At 73.7% G+C, this 18144-nt stretch carries 16 protein-coding genes; 12 read left to right on the forward strand and 4 right to left on the reverse strand.

Features of this window, described 5'->3' with window-relative positions; translation table 11 throughout:
• Together AA75_RS02740 and AA75_RS02745 are read right to left on the reverse strand one after the other, a co-directional pair.
• Window positions 1-975, reverse strand: a 975-nt coding sequence (locus AA75_RS02740) for an NtaA/DmoA family FMN-dependent monooxygenase (RefSeq protein WP_033818074.1), incomplete at its 3' end; no start/stop codon positions are given.
• A 121-nt stretch (window positions 976-1096) separates the two neighbouring features.
• Window positions 1097-2299, reverse strand: a complete 1203-nt coding sequence (locus tag AA75_RS02745) for an ROK family transcriptional regulator (protein ID WP_051811684.1) — start codon at window positions 2297-2299, stop codon at window positions 1097-1099.
• A gap of 193 nt (window positions 2300-2492) precedes the next feature.
• Here AA75_RS02745 and AA75_RS02750 point away from each other — a divergent pair, with 193 nt between their 5' ends.
• From AA75_RS02750 to AA75_RS02765, 4 genes are all read left to right on the forward strand, one after another.
• Complete coding sequence (locus tag AA75_RS02750) at window positions 2493-5084, forward strand: sensor histidine kinase KdpD (protein ID WP_033818096.1); 2592 nt, start codon at window positions 2493-2495, stop codon at window positions 5082-5084.
• A complete protein-coding gene (locus AA75_RS02755; RefSeq protein WP_033818075.1) occupies window positions 5081-5761 on the forward strand; it encodes a response regulator in 681 nt (226 codons plus the stop codon). The genes AA75_RS02750 and AA75_RS02755 overlap by 4 nt, the downstream gene beginning before the upstream one ends.
• 62 nt (window positions 5762-5823) lie before the next feature.
• On the forward strand, window positions 5824-6234 hold the full coding sequence (locus AA75_RS02760; protein ID WP_033818076.1) for an OB-fold nucleic acid binding domain-containing protein: 411 nt from the start codon (window positions 5824-5826) through the stop codon (window positions 6232-6234).
• Window positions 6231-7013, forward strand: a complete 783-nt coding sequence (locus AA75_RS02765; RefSeq protein ID WP_233288895.1) for a DUF3159 domain-containing protein — start codon at window positions 6231-6233, stop codon at window positions 7011-7013. Before AA75_RS02760 ends, AA75_RS02765 begins: the two co-directional genes overlap by 4 nt.
• A gap of 76 nt (window positions 7014-7089) precedes the next feature.
• On the opposite strand, the gene AA75_RS02770 is transcribed toward AA75_RS02765, so the two are convergent.
• The gene (locus AA75_RS02770) at window positions 7090-7761 is read right to left on the reverse strand and encodes a TrkA family potassium uptake protein (RefSeq protein WP_033818077.1); all 672 of its coding nucleotides are present in this window, start codon (window positions 7759-7761) and stop codon (window positions 7090-7092) included.
• The gene (locus AA75_RS02775) at window positions 7761-8429 is read right to left on the reverse strand and encodes a TrkA family potassium uptake protein (protein ID WP_033818078.1); all 669 of its coding nucleotides are present in this window, start codon (window positions 8427-8429) and stop codon (window positions 7761-7763) included. Before AA75_RS02775 ends, AA75_RS02770 begins: the two co-directional genes overlap by 1 nt.
• Window positions 8430-8685: 256 nt before the next feature.
• Here AA75_RS02775 and AA75_RS02780 point away from each other — a divergent pair, with 256 nt between their 5' ends.
• The 8 genes from AA75_RS02780 to AA75_RS48960 all read left to right on the forward strand — a co-directional run bounded on the left by AA75_RS02780 (window position 8686) and on the right by AA75_RS48960 (window position 18091).
• Complete coding sequence (locus AA75_RS02780; protein ID WP_033818079.1) at window positions 8686-10749, forward strand: APC family permease; 2064 nt, start codon at window positions 8686-8688, stop codon at window positions 10747-10749.
• Window positions 10750-11208: 459 nt separating this feature from the next.
• Window positions 11209-12540 (forward strand): class I SAM-dependent RNA methyltransferase, encoded by a 1332-nt coding sequence (locus AA75_RS02785; protein ID WP_033818098.1) that lies wholly within the window; start codon window positions 11209-11211, stop codon window positions 12538-12540.
• Between the two features lie 567 nt (window positions 12541-13107).
• Window positions 13108-13350, forward strand: coding sequence for a toxin-antitoxin system HicB family antitoxin (locus AA75_RS02790; protein ID WP_033818080.1), 243 nt, complete (start codon window positions 13108-13110; stop codon window positions 13348-13350).
• The gene (locus AA75_RS02795; RefSeq protein WP_033818081.1) at window positions 13347-13766 is read left to right on the forward strand and encodes a hypothetical protein; all 420 of its coding nucleotides are present in this window, start codon (window positions 13347-13349) and stop codon (window positions 13764-13766) included. Before AA75_RS02790 ends, AA75_RS02795 begins: the two co-directional genes overlap by 4 nt.
• Window positions 13767-13857: 91 nt before the next feature.
• Window positions 13858-14685 carry a putative RNA methyltransferase gene (locus AA75_RS02800; protein ID WP_033818082.1) on the forward strand — a complete coding sequence of 276 codons (828 nt, stop codon included), beginning with the start codon at window positions 13858-13860 and terminating at the stop codon, window positions 14683-14685.
• Between the two features lie 141 nt (window positions 14686-14826).
• Window positions 14827-16095, forward strand: a complete 1269-nt coding sequence (locus AA75_RS02805; protein WP_051811686.1) for an AAA family ATPase — start codon at window positions 14827-14829, stop codon at window positions 16093-16095.
• Window positions 16096-16352: 257 nt separating this feature from the next.
• Entirely contained in the window at window positions 16353-16751 is a 399-nt protein-coding gene (locus AA75_RS02810; protein WP_051811694.1) for a nucleotide pyrophosphohydrolase, read from the forward strand.
• Between the two features lie 176 nt (window positions 16752-16927).
• Window positions 16928-18091, forward strand: coding sequence for a DUF6099 family protein (locus AA75_RS48960; protein ID WP_033818083.1), 1164 nt, complete (start codon window positions 16928-16930; stop codon window positions 18089-18091).
• Window positions 18092-18144 lie beyond the last annotated feature (53 nt).

An 18144-nucleotide genomic window follows, 5' to 3' on the forward strand; every position in this document is an offset into this window, starting at 1 on the left:
GACCGGGGGCAGCGGGGGCAGGGGGGCGTCCAGGGGGTGGTCGGTGAGGTCGACGCCGAGGACGGTGGACAGGACGCCGATCGCCCGGGCCGGGTCGATCAGGTCGTCGAGTTCCTGGTCGAGCGCCTTGGCCTCGGCCTCGGTGGAGCCGAGCACCGGGACCACGCCGGGGAGCACCTTGAGGCCGGCCGGGTCGCGGCCGGCGTCGGCAGCCTGCCGCTTGAGGGCGGCGTAGAAGGACTGTCCCTCGGCGAGGGTCTGCTGGGCGGTGAACACGGCCTCGGCCCAGCGCGCCGCGAAGGCGCGGCCGTTGTCGGAGGAGCCGGCCTGCACCAGCAGGGGGTGGCCCTGCGGGCTGCGCGGGATGTTCAGCGGGCCGCGGACCTTGAAGTGCTCGCCGACGTGGTCGATCTCGTGCACCCTGGCGGGGTCGGCGAAGGTGCCGCGTTCGCGGTCGAGCAGCAGCGCGCCGTCCTCCCAGCTGTCCCACAGGGCGGTGGCGACCTGGAGGAACTCGTCGGCGCGCCGGTAGCGGACGGCGTGCTCCTGGTTCGCGTCGCGGCCGAAGTTCTGTGCGGCGCGGTCGCCGGCCGAGGTGACGATGTTCCAGCCGGCCCGGCCGTGGCTGATGTGGTCGAGCGAGGCGAACTGGCGGGCCAGGTTGTACGGCTCGGAGAAGCCGGTGGAGGCGGTGCCGATCAGGCCGATCCGCTCGGTCACCACGGCGAGTGCGGTGAGCAGGGTGAACGGCTCGAAGTGGCTGATCAGGCCCCAGCCGCCGGCGGCGCGGGCCTCGACGCCGTCGGCGAGGAAGACCGAGTCGAAGGAGGCGGCCTCGGCGGCCTGGGCGAGGTGCTGGAAGTGCGCGATGTCGGCGGCCCGGCCGGGGTCGGTCCGCGGGTGGCGCCAGGCGGCCTCGTGGTGGCCGACGCCCATCAGGAACAGGTTGAAGTGCAGCTGGCGGTCTTCGGGCATGGCGAAACGGCTCCGGTTCCGGAGGAGTGAAGGGGTCAGCTGCCATCGTCCAGGCGGTCGGCGGGCCGGACAACGATTCGCCGGGCCGTGGAATTAATGCCGCGTTGACGGTGCGGCAGCATCACAGTGCGCGTGCGGTCCGCAGCTCCATCGGGCGCTGGTACGCGCTGTCCAGGACCCCGGCGCAGGCTGCGACGGCGAGGATGTCCCGGCCGAAGGAGGCGCCGGTGACCAGCGGCGGGGGCTGCGCCCTGGTGTGCCGCAGCACGTGTTCCCTGAGGTGGCCGGTGAGGTCGGGCAGCGTCAGCAGGCCGCCCTCGCTGACCACCAGGACGTCGGGGTTGAGCACGTCGATCAGCAGGGCGGCGGCCGGCGCCGTCCGCTCCAGCCGTTCCTCCAGCAGCCGGCGCGCGCCGCGGTCGCCGGTGGCGGCCAGCCGTAGCAGCAGGTCGAAGTCGGGTGCCGGGATCAGCCCGCCGGTGTGCGCGCGGCGGGCCACGGTGTCCTGCGAGACGGTGGCCTCCAGGCAGCCGGTCCGCCCGCAGGTGCAGGGTTCGGTGGAGCCGGGGACCGGCAGGTGGCCGATGTCGCCGGCCCGGGAGCGGTGGCCGCGCAGGACGGTGCCGCCGGTGGCGATGGCGGCGTCGACCACGTTGCCGACGAACAGCTGGACCAGCCCGGTGGCTCCGGTGCCCGCGCCGAACAGCAGCTCGGCCTGGGCGAGTGCGCGGGCGTGCCCGTCGAGGTGGACGGGCAGCCGGGTGGCCCCGGCCAGCAGGTCGCGGACGGGGACGTCGTGCCAGCCCAGCGGTCCGTGCTCGACCACGGTGCCGCGCTCGGAGTCGACCCAGCCGCCGGTGACCACGCCGAGTCCGAGCAGGGAGCGGCCGGCCGCCCGGCGGGCGACGAAGCCGGGCAGGTGGCCGCGGACGGTGCGCAGCACGGCGGCGGCGTCGCCGCGCCGGGGCACCCGCTCGTGGGCGACCACCCGGCCGCGCAGGTCCAGCAGGCCGAAGGTGAGCCAGGGCACCCCGATGTGGACGCCGGCCGCCAGGTGGTGGCGGGTGTCGATGTCCAGCGGGAGCTGGGGGCGGCCGGCCCGGGGCGGGCCTTCCCGGGGCGGGAGTTCGCGCAGCAGGCCGAGTGCGCTCAGGTCGGCGGTGTGCCGGGAGACGGCGGCCGGGCTGAGGCCGGTGGCCCGGCCGAGGGCGGCCCGGGTGAGCGGTCCGTCGGCCAGGACGGTGCGCAGGACGGCGCCGACGCCGCCGCCCTCTACGGGCAGCGGTGCGCGGCCGGCGGGGACGGGGGCGACCAGGGAGAGCATGCGGTCGATTGTCCCGGCGGGGTGTTGCGCGGCCGTGGCGGCGGCGTGAACCGCCGGCCGGGCCGTCAATAACGTGCTAAAACCGCCGTTGAACCGTATCGAACCAGGGAGATTCACTCGAAAAGCCGTAGTCTCGCAGGTGGCGAACAGTTGTCCGGGGTGATGCCCCCCGGGCCGGACCAGAATGGTGCTCATGGCACGTGGCAGGCTGCGGATCTACCTGGGGGCCGCCCCCGGCGTGGGGAAGACGTACGCCATGCTCTCCGAGGCGCACCGGCGGCAGGACCGCGGCACCGACGTGGTGGCCGGTCTGGTCGAGGACCACGACCGTCCGCTGACGGCCGCGCTGGCCGAGGGCCTGGAGACGGTTCCACGGCGGCTGCTGACCCACCGGGGCGCGCGGTTCGCCGAGCTCGACCTGGACGCGCTGCTGGCCCGCCGCCCGCAGGTGGCCCTGGTGGACGAGCTCGCCCACACCAACGTGCCCGGCAGCCGCAACGCCAAGCGCTGGCAGGACGTCGAGGAGCTGCTGGCGGCCGGCATCGACGTGGTGTCGACCGTCAACATCCAGCACCTGGAGTCGCTCGGCGACGTGGTCGAGGGCATCACGGGCGTGCGGCAGCGCGAGACCGTCCCGGACGAGGTGGTCCGCCGGGCCGACCAGATCGAACTGGTCGACATGTCGCCGCAGGCGCTGCGCCGCCGCCTCGCGCACGGCAACGTGTACGCCCCGGAGAAGATCGACGCCGCGCTGGGCAACTACTTCCGTCCCGGCAACCTGACCGCGCTGCGCGAACTGGCCCTGCTCTGGACGGCCGACCGGGTCGACGAGTACCTCCAGCGCTACCGGGCCGAGCAGGGCATCCAGGGCACCTGGCAGGCCCGCGAGCGGATCGTGGTCGGCCTGACCGGCGGGCCCGAGGGCGCCACCTTGATCCGCCGGGCCGCCCGGATCGCCGACCGCGGGGCCGGCGGCGAACTGCTGGCGGTGCACATCGCCCGTTCGGACGGCCTGTCCGGCGAGGGCTCGCCGCACGCGCTGATCGAGCAGCGGGCGCTGGTGGAGAGCCTCGGCGGCAGCTTCCACACCGTGCTCGGCGACGAACCGGCGGCCGGCCTGCTGGCGTTCGCCCGCGGCGTCAACGCCACCCAGATCGTGCTGGGCAGCAGCCGCCGCCGCCCCTGGCAGTACGTGTACGGCCCCGGGGTCGGCTCGACCGTCACCCGGGACTCCGGCGACATCGACGTCCACATGGTCACCCACGAGCACGCGGCGGCGGGCCGCGGCCGGATCCCGGTCCGGCGGATCACCGACCTCGGACGGACCCGCACGGTCGCGGGCTGGCTGATCGGGGTGGCCGGCCCGCCGCTGCTGGCGCTGCTGCTCACCCAGGTGCACTCCTTCGGGCTGCCCACCGACATGCTGCTGTTCCTGTCGCTGACGGTCTGCGCCGCGCTGGTCGGCGGGCTGCTGCCGGCCGTCGCCTCGGCGCTGATCGGCTCCAGCGCGCTGAACTACTTCTTCACCCCGCCGCTGCACACCTTCTCCATCTCCGAGCCGCAGAACATCCTCGCCGTGGCGATCTTCACGGCGGTCGCCATCGCGGTCGCCTCGGTGGTCGACCTGGCCGCCCGCCGCACCCACCAGGCCGCCCGCAGCCAGGCCGAGGCGCAGACCCTGAGCGCCCTGGCCGGCACCGTGCTGCGCGGCGCGCCCGCCGGGGAGGCGCTACCGGGCGGCGACAGCGTGCTGACCGCCCTGCTCGACCAGGTCCGGGAGACCTTCCAGGCCGAGGCGGCCGCGCTGCTGGAGCGCCCGGACCCGCACGGCCCGTGGCAGAGCCTGGCGGCCAGTGGTGTGCGCCCGCCGGCGCGCCCCGAGCAGGCCGACGTGGACGTACCCGTCGGCGACCGGCTGGCGCTGGTGCTGCGCGGCCGGGTGCTGCCCGCCGAGGACCGCCGGCTGCTCGGCGCCTTCGCCGCCCAGGCCGCGGTGCTGCTGGACCGCCGCAGGCTGGCCGGGGAGGCCGCCGCCGCCCGCCGCGAGGCGGAGGGCAACCGGATCCGTACCGCGCTGCTCGCCGCCGTCTCGCACGACCTGCGCACCCCGCTGGCGGGCATCAAGGCCGCCGTCACCTCGCTGCGCTCGGCGGACGTCGAGTGGGACGAGGAGGACGAGGCCGAGCTGCTGGCCGGTATCGAGACCGGCGCCGACCGGCTCGACCACCTGATCAACAACCTGCTCGACATGAGCCGGCTGCAGACCGGCACGGTGACCCCGCTGATCCAGCCCACCGACCTGGACGAGGTGGTGCCGTACGCGCTCGGCGGGGTGCCGCCCGAGGAGGTCCGGCTGGACGTGCCGGAGACCCTGCCGATGATCCACGCCGACGCCGGGCTGCTGGAGCGGGCGCTCGCCAACCTGATCGAGAACGCCGTCAAGTACAGCCCCGACGGCCAACGGGTGCTGGTCAAGGCGGACGCCCTGAAGCCGGCCGGCGCCGACGGCCGGGTGGAGCTGCGGATCGTCGACCGCGGGCCCGGGGTGCCCGAGGAGGCCCGCGAGCGGATCTTCGCGCCGTTCCAGCGCTACGGTGACGCCCCGCGCGGCGCCGGCGTCGGCCTCGGCCTGGCCGTCGCCCGCGGCTTCGTCGAGGCGATGGGCGGCACCGTGGCCGCCGAGGACACCCCGGGCGGCGGGCTCACCATGGTGGTCACCCTGCCCGCCGTCGACCTGCCCGACCACCAGCCGATGCCGACCGACCGAAAGGCGGAGCCCGTATGACCCGGGTCCTCGTCGTGGACGACGAACCGCAGATCGTCCGCGCCCTGGTGATCAACCTGAAGGCCCGGAAGTACGAGGTGGACGCCGCCCACGACGGTGCGAGCGCCCTCGAACTGGCCGCCGCCCGCCACCCCGACGTGGTGGTGCTCGACCTCGGCCTGCCCGACATGGACGGCGTGGACGTGATCCGCGGGCTGCGCGGCTGGACCAGGGTGCCGATCATCGTGCTGTCCGCCCGGCACGCCTCCGACGAGAAGGTCGAGGCGCTGGACGCCGGCGCCGACGACTACGTCACCAAGCCGTTCGGGATGGACGAGCTGCTGGCCCGGATGCGGGCGGCCGTGCGCCGGGCCGAACCGGTGGCCGGCGAGGACGACTCGGTGGTCACCACCGAGACCTTCACCGTCGACCTGGCCGCCAAGAAGGTCAACCGGGACGGCGTCGACATCCGCCTCACCCCGACCGAGTGGCACCTGGTCGAGGTACTGGTCCGCAACTCCGGCCGGCTGGTCAGCCAGACCCAGCTGCTCCAGGAGGTCTGGGGCCCGGCGTACCACAAGGAGACCAACTACCTGCGGGTCTACCTCGCGCAGCTGCGCCGCAAGCTGGAGGCCGACCCTTCGCACCCGCGGCACTTCATCACCGAGCCGGGCATGGGTTACCGCTTCGAGCCGTGACCGCCCGCGGCGCTGACCTGGAGACCCGCCACCGGGGGCGGCGAAACCGGTACCCTTCCGGCATGAGTGGTGACAACAGCAGCGTGCAGCCGCAGGGCCGGTTCCGGCGGATGCTCAGCCGGCTGACCTCCTCCCCGGAAGAGCTCGAGGCCGAGGAGCTGCGGCAGGACACCGCGGAGTCCGGGTGCACGCCGATCGCCAGCTGCGGCGACCGTGAGGTGGTCACCGTGGCCGGGACCCTGCGCACCGTGACGCTCCGGCCCCGGGCCGGGGTGCCCGCGCTGGAGGCGGAGCTCTTCGACGGCAGCGACGCGCTCGACGTGGTCTGGCTGGGCCGCCGTTCGATCGTCGGCATAGAGCCGGGCCGCCGGCTCATCGCCAGCGGCCGGATCAGCCACGCACGCGGCCGCCGCGTGCTCTTCAACCCTCGGTACGAGCTGCGTCCGGTCGGACACGGGAGCGAATCAGCGTGACCAACCTGCCCGGCGGCGAGCCCGCCGCCCGCACCGCCGCCCCCGGCGACGACCTCGCCGGATACGTCGACCACACGCTGACCGAGACGGTGGTGACGTCGGCCGCCGAGCAGTGGGAGCAGTCCGAGGCCGACCGCAGGGCAGCGGACGAAGCGGCCTCCAAGGAGGCCGCCGACACCGTGATGAAGGCCTTCGGCGGGGTCCGGGGAATGATCGACATGACCCTCCCGGGTCTGGTCTTCATCCTCACCTTCAACATCACCCACCAGGTGGCCGCCGCCGCCTGGGCCGCGCTCGGCCTCAGCGCCCTCTTCGTCGTGGTGCGCCTGGCCCGGCGGGAGACCATCCAGCACGCCTTCAGCGGCGTCTTCGGGGTGGCGATCGGCGCCTGGATCGCGATGAAGACCGGCAAGGCCGAGGACTTCTACCTGCCCGGGCTGCTCTACAACGTCGGCTACTGCCTGGTGCTGGCCGTCTCGGCGCTGGTGCGCTGGCCGCTGGTCGGCCTGATGCTCGGCCCGGTCACCGGCGAGATGTTCACCTGGCGCAAGCAGAACCCCGGCCGGCTGGCCGCGTACACCAAGGCCACCTGGGCCTGGGTGGTGATCATGGGCATCAAGCCGGTGATCCTCTTCCCGCTGTACTTCACCCACAACACCTCGCTGCTGGGCTGGCTCAAGACGGCGCTCGGCATCCCGGCCCTGGCGCTGGCGATGTACGTGACCTGGCGGATCCTGCTCAAGGCCCCGGCGCCGATCAAGGCGGAGATCGAGGACTGAGCGGGCCCGACCGACGCGAGGAGGGGCCGTACCCGACCGGGTACGGCCCCTCCGGCGTGTGCGGGGGCAGCAGGAGCTACTTCGCGCCGGTCTCGGCGGACAGCAGGTCCTCCAGCTCCTCCTCGCGCTCCTGGGCGGCCACGAAGAGCAGCTCGTCGCCGCCCTCCAGGGTGTCGTCCTTGGCGGGCACCAGCACCCGGCCCTCGCGGATGATGCTCACCAGCGCGGTGTCCACCGGCCACTCGACGTCCCCGACCCGGGTACCGACCAGCCGGGCGTCGTCCGCCAGGGTCAGCTCGACCAGGTTGGCGTTGCCCTGGCTGAAGCGCATCAGCCGGACCAGGTCGCCGACGCTGACGGCCTCCTCGACCAGGGCCGACATCAGGCGCGGGGTGGAGACGGCGACGTCCACGCCCCAGGACTCGTTGAAGAGCCACTCGTTCTTCGGGTTGTTCACCCGGGCGACCACCCGCGGCACGCCGTACTCGGTCTTGGCCAGCAGCGAGACGACCAGGTTGACCTTGTCGTCGCCGGTGGCGGCGATCACCACGTGGCAGCGCTGCAGGGCGGCCTCGTCCAGCGAGGTGATCTCGCAGGCGTCCGCGAGCAGCCACTCGGCCATCGGGACCCGCTCCACCGAGATGGAGTTCGGGTTCTTGTCGATCAGCAGGACCTCGTGGCCGTTCTCCAGCAGCTCGCCCGCGATCGAGCGGCCGACCGCACCGGCCCCGGCAATGGCGACTCGCATCAGTGACCCTCCTCCTCGGGGCCCTGCGCGAACGCGGCCTCGACCGACGCCAGCTCGGAGCGGCGCAGCATGACGTGGACCAGGTCGCCCTCCTGGACCACCATCGACGGCGTGGGCAGGGTGCCCTCGCCGAGCCGGGTGACGAACGCGACCCGGACGCCCGCGGCCTCCTCCAGCGCGCTCAGCTTGTGCCCGACCCACTCGTGCGCGAACGCGACCTCGGCCAGCTGCACGCTGCCGCTCGGGTCCTGCCACAGCGGCTCGGCGCCGCTGGGCAGCAGCCGGCGCAGCATCTGGTCGGCGGTCCAGCGGACGGTGGCGACGGTCGGGATCCCCAGGCGCTGGTAGACCTCGGCGCGGCGGGGGTCGTAGATCCGGGCGGCGACGTGCTCGACGCCGAAGTTCTCCCGGGCCACCCGGGCGGCGATGATGTTGGAGTTGTCACCGCTGGAGACGGCGGCGAACGCGCCCGCCTCCTCGATGCCGGCCTCGCGCAGGGTGTCCTGGTCGAAGCCCACGCCGGTCACCCGGCGGCCGTTGAATCCGGCACCCAGCCGCCGGAACGCGGTCGGGTCCTGGTCGACCACGGCGACCGAGTGACCCTGTTTCTCGAGTGCTCTGGCGAGGGCCGAGCCCACGCGGCCGCAACCCATGATGACGATGTGCACGGGACTACCTCACCCTGTCCGTTGGGTTAATGACCTGCGCAAACACCGCTCATCGTCCTTCCGCGCCCTGGTTTCGTGGGCGATCCGTCGGTTCCGCCTTCAAGTGCGCGAACCGGGTCTGTGCAGGGGCAACTGGAGTGCTGCCCGCAACCTCATCATCCGACACGCTAGCCGGTCGGCCGAACGCAGGCTCGACCAAGGGGGCACCGGTCGTCGGCTCCGTTGTCGGCAGCCCCTACGATTCCTTGATGTGCCTATGCCTGCTGACCTTCCGAAACGCATCCTGATCGGGCGCGCGCTGCGCAGCGACAAGCTGGGGGAGACCCTGCTGTCCAAGCGGATCGCGCTGCCCGTGTTCGCCTCGGACGCCCTGTCGTCCGTCGCCTACGCCCCCGAGGAGATCCTGCTCACCCTGTCCCTGGCCGGGGCCTCGGCGATCCACTTCTCCTGGCAGATCGGCGTCGTCGTCGCGATCGTGATGCTGGCGGTGGTCGCGTCGTACCGGCAGAACGTGCACGCGTACCCCAGCGGCGGCGGCGACTACGAGGTCGCCACCGTCAACCACGGCCCGAACTCCGGGCTGGTGGTCGCCAGCGCCCTGCTGGTGGACTACATCCTCACGGTGGCGGTCTCCACCACCTCAGGCGTCGCCAACGTGGTCTCCGCCGTGCCGTCGCTGCGCGGCCACGAGCTGGGACTGTCGGTCGTCGTGGTGATCGTGCTGATGGGCATGAACCTGCGCGGCGTCCGGGAGTCCGGCAGCGCGTTCGCGGTCCCGACGTACGCCTTCATGGTCGGCGTGATCGGCATGGTCGTCTACGGTGCGTTCCGTCACTTCGGGCTCGGCCAGGACATGAACGCCGAGAGCTCCGGCTTCCACCTGGAGGCCACCCCGGGCAACGAGTCGCTGGCCGGCTTCGCGATGGTGTTCCTGCTGCTCAAGGCGTTCTCCTCGGGCTGTGCCGCGCTCACCGGTGTGGAGGCGATCTCCAACGGCGTGCCGGCCTTCCGCAAGCCGAAGAGCAAGAACGCCGCCACCACGCTGCTGATGATGGCCTCCATCGCGGTCGTGATGTTCATGGGCATCATCTGGCTGGCCCGCCTGACCGGCGTCCAGATGGCCGAGAACCCCACCGAGCAGCTGATCGGGGCGCCCGGCGACTACCACCAGAAGACCGCGCTGGCGCAGATCTCCGAGTCGGTCTTCTCCAACTTCACGCCCGGCTTCTACTTCGTCGCCGCCGTCACCGGCCTGATCCTGGTGCTGGCCGCCAACACCGCCTTCAACGGCTTCCCGGTGCTCGGCTCGATCCTCGCCCAGGACCGCTACCTGCCGCGGCAGCTGCACACCCGCGGCGACCGGCTGGCGTTCTCCAACGGCATCATCCTGCTGGCCGGCGCGGCGATCCTGTTCATCGTCGCCTTCGACGCCGACCCGACCCGGCTGATCCAGCTGTACATCGTCGGTGTCTTCGTCTCCTTCAACATGAGCCAGTCCGGCATGATCCGGCACTGGACCAGGCTGCTGCGCACCGAGACCGACCCCAAGAAGCGCTCCCACATGCAGCGCAGCCGGGCGATCAACACCTTCGGCCTGGTGATGACCATGGCGGTGCTGATCGTGGTGCTCGCCACCAAGATCAGCCACGCCTGGATCGCCATCGCCACCATGGTGGTGCTGTTCGTGATGATGAAGGCGATCCGCCGCCACTACGAGCGGGTCTCCGCCGAGCTGGTCGCCGCCGAGGAGCCGGACGACGTGGTGCTGCCCACCCGGGTGCACGCCATCGTGCTGGTCTCCAAGCTGCACAAGCCCGCCCTGCGCGCCCTCGCGTACGCCCGCCTCGCCCGGGCGAGCACGCTGGAGGCCGTCACCGTCAACGTCGACCCGGTCGACACCGCGGCGCTGCGCGGCGAGTGGGACGAGCGCGGCATCGAGGTGCCGCTGAAGGTCCTCGACTCGCCGTACCGCGAGATCACCGGCCCGGTGCTGGAGTACGTCAAGAACCTGCGCCGCTCCAGCCCGCGCGACGTGGTCTCGGTGTACATCCCGGAGTACGTGGTCGGGCACTGGTACGAGCACCTGCTGCACAACCAGAGCGCGCTGCGGCTCAAGGGCCGGCTGCTGTTCAAGCCCGGGGTGATGGTGACTTCCGTACCCTGGCAGTTGGAGTCCTCCGAGCGGCGCAAGCCGCAGAAGGCCTGGTCCGCTCCGGGTGCCGTCCGCCGTGGCGAGCCCCGGCACCGGCCCGCGGCCAGCTCCGACGACCAGCAGAGCGTGGGTTCCGGCCCGCGCGACGACTCCGCACCGCTCGCGTAAGGACGCATGCCAGTGACCCGCAACACCCCGCCCCGCTCCTCCGGCCGGCCGAGCCGGCCCGGCGCCAAGACCGGCGCCAAGACCGGCGGCAAGCCGGGGCAGGTGGCCCACCCGCGGTGGAGCAACCGGCCCGCCAGGCCGTCCGCCACCGACCGCGACGGCTTCACCGCCCAGACCGCGCCGCTGGCGCCCGGCGAGTCCGAGCGGTCCGAGGACCGGCCGACGGCCGTGCCGAAGAGCGCGATGAAGGGCGGCCCGAAGTCCGCCTCGAAGGCGAAGGGCGAGGCCGGCAAGGCCACCCCCGCCAAGGGGTCCGCCGCCGCCAAGGGCGCTGGCGCCGGGAAGCCGGCCCGGGGTGCGGCGGGCGACGGCCAGGACCGCCCGGCGGCGCCCAAGGCCCGCCAGCCGCGCAAGCAGGCCGTGCGGCCGCCGAAGGCGCTGCGCACCGCCGAGACCGTGGTGAAGGCCCCGCCCGGCGAGCCGCTGGTCGGCGAGCGCTACGAGGTCGAGGTCGGCGCGGTGGCGCACGGCGGCGGGCACTGCGTGGCCCGGCACGAGGGCCGGGTGCTGTTCGTCCGGCACACCCTGCCCGGGGAGCGGGTGATCGTCGAGATCACCGAGGGCACCACCAAGTCGCGCTTCCTGCGCGGCGACGCGGTGGAGGTGCTGGAGGCCGCGAAGGAGCGGATCGAGGCGCCGTGCCCGTTCGCCGGCCCCGGCAAGTGCGGCGGCTGCGACTGGCAGCACGTCACCCCGGGCGGCCAGCGCAAGCTCAAGGGCCAGGTGCTCACCGAGCAGCTCGCCAAGCTGGCCGGGCTGACGGCGGCGGAGGCGGGCTGGGACGGCAGCGTCGAGCCGGTCGGCGGCAAGCTGCCGCCCGGCGCGGTGCCGGCCTGGCGCACCCGGGTGCAGTACGTGGTCGACCCGGCCAGCGGGTCGGTCGGGCTGCGCAAGCACCGCTCGCACGACATCCAGCCGGTGGACCGCTGCCTGATCGCCGCCGAGGGCGTCAGCGAGCTGGGCGTCGAGGCGCGCAGCTGGCCCGGCGTCGAGTCGGTGGACGTGATCGCGGCGACGGGGTCCTCGGACCGCCAGGTGGTGCTGGTCCCCGAGGTGGGCGCCCAGCTGCCGATCGTCGAGCTGGACCGGCCGGTGTCGATCTCCCGGATCGACGACCACGACAACTTCCACCGGGTGCACGGCCGCACCTTCGTGCGCGAGGTGGCCGCGGGCCGGACCTGGCGGGTCTCCAACGGCGGCTTCTGGCAGATCCACCCGGAGGCGCCGGACACCCTGGTGTCGGCGGTGCTGGAGGGTCTCGACCCGCAGTGGGGCGAGAGCGCGCTCGACCTGTACTGCGGTGTCGGCCTGTTCGCCGGCGCGCTCGCCGAGCGGGTCGGTGACGACGGCGCGGTGCTCGGCATCGAGTCCGGCAAGCAGGCCGTCCTCGACGCCCGGCACAACCTGGCCGCCCTGGAGAACGTCCGGATCGAGTGCGACAAGGTGGAGACCCTGCTGCCGCGCACCGGGATCACCTCCACCGACCTGATCGTCCTGGACCCGCCGCGCGCGGGCGCGGGCCGGGAGACCATCGCGCACCTGTCCGGCCTGGAGGCCCGCCGGATCGCGTACGTGGCCTGCGACCCGGCCGCGCTCGCCCGCGACCTGGCCTACTTCCGCGAGGGCGGCTACCGGCCGGTCTCGCTGCGGGCCTTCGACCTGTTCCCGATGACCCACCACTTCGAGTGCGTGGCGATCCTGGAGCCGGCGCAGGGCGCCCGTACCGCCTGAGCCCGGGGTGTGAAGCAGTGCCCTTCGGGGCGTCCGACCGGCCCGGTCGAGTCCACGGACTCGACCGGGCCGGTCGTTTCGTGCCGTTGCGGGGCGCGGGGCGCCGGGTACGCGGGTGCCGGGGGACACCGGGGGCGACTTCTGGACATTCCTGCCGACCGCGCTCCAGTGGCGTGCCCCGCACCTGGTCCGTGCGGGCGCGGCATCCTGAGCCGGGACACCGGCGCCCCGCCGCGGGCGGCGGCCGGAGCCCCCGGCGCGGACGGGCCGGAGCGGCCCCCGGCCCGGGTCCGGCCGCGGGCGGGCGACGGCGTACGGCCGAGGCAGTCCGGCGGCCGGACGTGCGGTTTCCGGTGGCTCCCGCCATCCGGTCCCCCGTACCGGGTGGCGTCCGCGGACCCGAGCGGGGCGCAGCCCTGATCACCCTTCAACTCGCCTGCGGGGAAAGCGTAGGAACGGTACGCCCGGTGGCTGGTTTCCGGCCGGGCGTGAGCGGACATCTCAGGGGAGCGGGCGGCGACCCCCGTGCGCCCTTGCCGTGCTAGCACCCCAGCGCTAGCTTGAACTATGGCCAAGAAGCAGCTGAACGTCAGGGTGGATGCGACCACCGCCGAGATGGCCCGTGAGCGGGCCGAGCAGCAGGGGATCAGCATGAACCAGTACATCGAGAAGCTCGTCCAGCAGGACATGGGCGAGGCGGGGCGACTGTTCGTCGACACCGCCGCACAGTTCATGAAGGAGTACGAGACGGCCTTCCTGGCCGAATTCGGCGAGCACGGTCCCGGCGAGTCCCAGGGCGGGCGCCGTTGAACCTCGAGGTCGACCTCTCGTGGCTGCTCATGACCGCTGAGCAGTACACCCCCGGTGATCCGCAGGTCATCGACTACGGATCACTGCTGGCCGCGGTCGCCCGCCACCAGGCCGAGATCTTCGACATCGCGGTCTACCCCGAGCCGCAGGACCGCGCCGCCGCCCTGATGCACCAGCTCATCCGGGTCCCCGCGCTGGAGCGCAGCAACGAGCTGTTCGCCACCGCCGTCGCGTACTCCTACCTGGTGGCCAGCGGCTGCAGCGTCGCCACCACCGCACGCGAGGTGCGCAGCCTGGCCCGGGCCATCCGGGAGGGCAAACTCGGCGTCACCGGGGTGGCCGAACGGCTCTCCGCCTGGGTGGTCGACGAGGCCGAGGGCGAGGAGGTCGGCGGCGAGGAGGAGGACGACGACTGACCGGACGGCCACGGCAGGACGGCCACGGCAGGACCGCGGGCGGGACTGAGTAGGCTGGGGCCCCGCCCCGGACCATGAGGAACGAACCACCTTGCTGCAGGACATCGAGCCCCACCTGGCCTGCCCGCACTGCGCGCAGCACCTCGTCCTGCACGGCCGCACCCTGCGCTGCGAAGCCGGGCACAGCTTCGACCAGGCCAGGCAGGGATACGTCAGCCTGCTGCCGGGCGACGCGCACACCGGGACCGGCGACACCGCCGAGATGGTCGCCGCCCGCGCCGACTTCCTGGCGGCGGGCCACTACCGACCGGTCGCCGACGCGCTCGCCGAGGCCGCCCGCGGCGCCGGCCCCGGCCTGGTCGCCGACCTGGGCGCCGGCACCGGCCACTACCTGGCGCACGTCCTCGACCGCCTCGGCGGCGAACGGCCGGGCGCCGCCCTCGACATCTCCAAGTACGCGCTGCGCCGCGCCGCCAAGGCGCACCCGCGGATCGGCGCGGTGGTCTGCGACGCCTGGCGCCCGCTGCCGCTGCTGGACGGCTGCGCCGAGCTGGTGCTCAACGTGTTCGCCCCGCGCAACGGTCCCGAGCTGCGCCGGGTGCTGCGTCCGGGCGGACGCCTGCTGGTGGTCTCGCCGACCTCCCGGCACCTGCGCGAACTGGTCGGCGGCCTCGGCCTGCTCTCGGTCGACGAGGACAAGGAGCGCCGGATCGACGAGAAGCTCGGACCCTGGTTCGACCGCTCGGACCGGGTGGAGGTCGACTTCCGCCTGCGGCTGTCGCACCAGGACGCGGCGGCGGTGGTCGGGATGGGCCCCAGCGCCTGGCACACCGACCCGGCCAGGCTGGCGGCCGCGCTCGCCGCGCTGCCGGAGCCGGTCGAGGTGACCGGCTCGGTGCTGGTGTCGACCTACCGCTGACCCGCGACCCACTGCCGACCCGCCACCCACCGCTGCCCACGACGACTTACCGCCCACCCCGCCACCCACCGCTGACTCATTGGGGTGAATGGCCGCCGGAGGCACGTTTCTGCTGATCAGGCGCGGGCTAGGGTCCTCTGGGTGACCAGCGAAGCCGTCCAGTGTGCGCCCCGTTCCACTCTCCGTCCGACGGTCGAGGAACTCCGGCTCACCTCCTTCAAGTCCTACCGCAGGGCCACACTCCCGCTCTCGCCGCTGACCGTCCTGCACGGACCCTCGGGCGTCGGGAAGTCCAACGCGCTGGACGCCCTCGCGGTGCTCTCCCGGCTCGCCCTCGGCGAGGAGATCAGGCCCTCGCTGGACGGCACCGGCGCGCTCAGCGGCCCGCTCGCCGCCCCCGTCCGGGGCGGGCTGCTCGGCTGCGTCCCGCACGGCCGGAACGCGATCATCCTCGGCTGCACCGTCCGCTCGTACGCCGGACCGATCCGGCTGGAGGTGGTGGTCCGCACCGACGGCCAGGTCCGGATCGCCCGGGAGTGGCTGACGCTCGGCGGCGAGACCCTGGTCGAGACCGGCGAGCAGGACGTGCCGCACGGCCGGGTCAACGTCACCTGGCACAACGACACCCGCCAGGGTGACATCCGGGCCCCCTTCCCGAGCGGCAGCCTGATCACCGCGCAGATCCCGCTGCGGGTCGCCGGTTCCTCGCCCGGCGAGCAGAAGGTGGTGACCGCCGCCGAGCACCTGCTGACCGCCCTGCGGGAGGTCTTCCCGCTGCACCCCGTCCCCGCCGCGATGCGCGGCTGGACCCGGCCCGACCCCCAGGCCCGGCTGATCGGCACCGCCGCCAACATCTCCGCCGTACTGGCCCGGCTCAAGGCCGAGTGCACGCGTCGCTACGGGCGGCTGCTCAAGGCCGTCCAGGCGGCGGCGCCGCACCCCCTGCTCGGCCTCGACATCGCCTTCCGCGGGAGCGAGGCGCAGGAGCGGCTGCTCGCGGTCTTCGACGAGGGCGTGCTCGGCCGGACCGGCGCCGACCAGGCCTCGGACGGCATGCTGCGGCTGCTCGCGTTCGCGGCCGTGCTGCTCACCGGGGCGGGCGTGATCGACGTCGACCCGGCGGCCGAGATCCCGCCGGCACACCGTCAGCTGACCCTGCTCGCCGAGGACCTGGGCGCCGGCCTCGGCACCGAACAGACGGCCTCGCTGCTGCGGCTGGCCAGCGAGGTGTGCGCCAAGGAGGACATCCGCGTGCTGGGTGCGCTGCAGGAGCCGGCCGCCGCCCGCGAGGTGGCCGGGGTGGAGCTGGTCGAGTGCCGCCGGGACCCGGCGACCGGGCACAGCGTGCTGCAGCGGCCGGAGGCCCTGCGGGTGCCGCCGCAGGGGAGCGCGGACGCGCGGCAGCCCTGACGCTGCGGGTCTGGCGCACCTGGCGGGTCTGGTGCACCTGGCGGGCGGTGCGGGCGGGGCGGGCGTGGTGCGCGTGGTGCGCGTGGTGCGCGTGGCTGGTGGGGATGCGTGGCTCGTGGGGACGCGGGCTGCGTGGGATGAGGTAGACCTGATGGGTGACCGAACGACAGACCCCGGGCCCGGCCGGGTCCCCCCGTGACTCAGCCGCCGACCCCGCTGACCATGTTCCCGCAGGTGGCGGCGGCGGGGCGCCCTCGCTGGTGGAACTGCAGGAGCGGCTGGCCGCGTTCGCGGCGGCGCGGGCCTGGCAGCCGTTCCACACCCCGAAGAACCTGGCTGCCGCGCTGAGCGTGGAGGCCGGGGAGTTGCTGGAGATCTTCCAGTGGCTGACACCCGAGCAGGCGGCCACGGTGATGACGGATCCCGCCGAAGCCCACCGGGTACGGGACGAAGTGGCCGACGTCCTGGCCTACCTGCTCCAGTTCTGTGCATCGGTGGGCGTCGATCCGCTGGCCGCGTTGGCGGCGAAGATCGACCGGAACGAGCTGCGCTTCCCGGTTCCTGGGGCCCGGGCCGACCGGGCCGACCGGGCCGACGGGACCGATCGGACGGGCGGGGCGGATGGGGCCGACGGGCGGGGTGCCACGGACGGCTGACCCTCCATGAGGCTGCTCCGGTACACCCGTGTGGGGGACCTGAGTTATCCACAGGCCCGAGTTGTCCACAGGAATCCGGTGGGGGGCTGACGGAGTCCGGCCCGGCCAGCAGTCTTGCGTCGTGATCCGCCGCCCCCGACGGCGGCGGTCCGACGTGAGCGAAGGGAGCGGCGGGTATGGACGCGCTGCGACTCATCAAGACCGCCCGGCACGCCCTGGCCGAGGCGAGGACGGTCCCGGACGCCCTGTTGGAGGCCTGGCAGGCCGGTCTGCTGACCGAGGCCGTCGGCGCACGGATCGCCGGGCGGGAGGCCGGCGAGCTGGCCGCGCTCGGGCAGCTGCTGTGCGACGCCGGCAGCCATACGGCGGGCTGCCTGGAGCAGCCGCCCGACGCCGAGGCGGAGTGGTCCGCGCAGGTCGAGGGCGAGTGGTGCGGGCCGGACGAGTGGTCCGCGGAGTGGTCGGGGAACGGCCGGGTCGAGCGGATGAGCGAGCTCGGCGAGCTGGAGCCCGTCCTGCTCGCACTCGGCAGCCTGCTGAACGAGGTCGCCGAGACGCTGGTGGTGCTCGCCTGCGGTGCGGAGGCCGAGAGTGTCTACTGGCGCTGCATCGACGGCGTGGACGCCGGGGCCGAGTGCAAGGACCTGGTCGCCGAGCTGCTCCGGACGGTCCGCCGGGAGTCCGGGGCGCCGCCGGGGGAGCAGGAGGGGTCGGAGGGGCCGGAGGACGTCGATGAGCCGCAGGCCGGGCACCTTGCGGACGGCCTCGTGGACGGCCTTGCCGACGGACTGATGGACGCTTCGGCGGCCGACTCGGCGGACCACCCGACGGACGGCTGGGTGGACGACGGGCGCCTGCCGGACGAGCTGGACCTGACTGACGTCCTGGACGGGGCACATGCGGCGGCCCTGCCGCCACTGCCTCCTACGTCCCGGGTGACGGGTACGCCCGGCACCGGGGCCAGGGAGCCGGTGGTGGCGGCGGCCGGGCAGCTGGCCGGGCAACCGCTGCCGATACTGGTCGTCCCGCTCGGGCCGCCCGGCGCCGGTGACTACCGACCGGGGGCGGTGGCCTCGGACGAACCCGCGGCGGCCGGGACACCGGAGACCGAACCCTCGGGAGCGGTGGCCTCGTCGGCAGCCCTGGCTCCGGCCGACTGCAGGTCGGCGTTGAGCCCGGCCAGGTCGGTGCTGATGGAGGCGAGCAACTCCTGCATCTGCTCCAACAGGCTCGTGGGCGCCGTCGGAACGGCGGGGGCGGCAGGCCCCTGCGGCGCGGCGGGCGTCTCGGACCAGGGCTCGGACATGAGGGGGCCCCTCCAGCTCGGTAGTGCGGTGTGATGCGACGGATGTCGGTGCCGCCGGTCCAACGAGCCCCGGCGGCGGCCGGTCAC

The organism is Kitasatospora sp. MBT63 (assembly GCF_000710465.2).
Classification (GTDB): domain Bacteria; phylum Actinomycetota; class Actinomycetes; order Streptomycetales; family Streptomycetaceae; genus Kitasatospora.

What these genes read in the sequence shown, in the direction of transcription:
- AA75_RS48960 (WP_033818083.1), top strand. Translation starts at nt 16,928, where the DNA reads ATGGACGCGCTGCGACTCATCAAGACCGCCCGGCACGCCCTGGCCGAG.
- AA75_RS02770 (WP_033818077.1), bottom strand. Translation starts at nt 7,761, where the DNA reads ATGCGAGTCGCCATTGCCGGGGCCGGTGCGGTCGGCCGCTCGATCGCG.
- AA75_RS02745 (WP_051811684.1), bottom strand. Translation starts at nt 2,299, where the DNA reads ATGCTCTCCCTGGTCGCCCCCGTCCCCGCCGGCCGCGCACCGCTGCCC.
- AA75_RS02750 (WP_033818096.1), top strand. Translation starts at nt 2,493, where the DNA reads ATGGCACGTGGCAGGCTGCGGATCTACCTGGGGGCCGCCCCCGGCGTG.
- AA75_RS02790 (WP_033818080.1), top strand. Translation starts at nt 13,108, where the DNA reads ATGGCCAAGAAGCAGCTGAACGTCAGGGTGGATGCGACCACCGCCGAG.
- AA75_RS02760 (WP_033818076.1), top strand. Translation starts at nt 5,824, where the DNA reads ATGAGTGGTGACAACAGCAGCGTGCAGCCGCAGGGCCGGTTCCGGCGG.
- AA75_RS02780 (WP_033818079.1), top strand. Translation starts at nt 8,686, where the DNA reads ATGCCTGCTGACCTTCCGAAACGCATCCTGATCGGGCGCGCGCTGCGC.
- AA75_RS02755 (WP_033818075.1), top strand. Translation starts at nt 5,081, where the DNA reads ATGACCCGGGTCCTCGTCGTGGACGACGAACCGCAGATCGTCCGCGCC.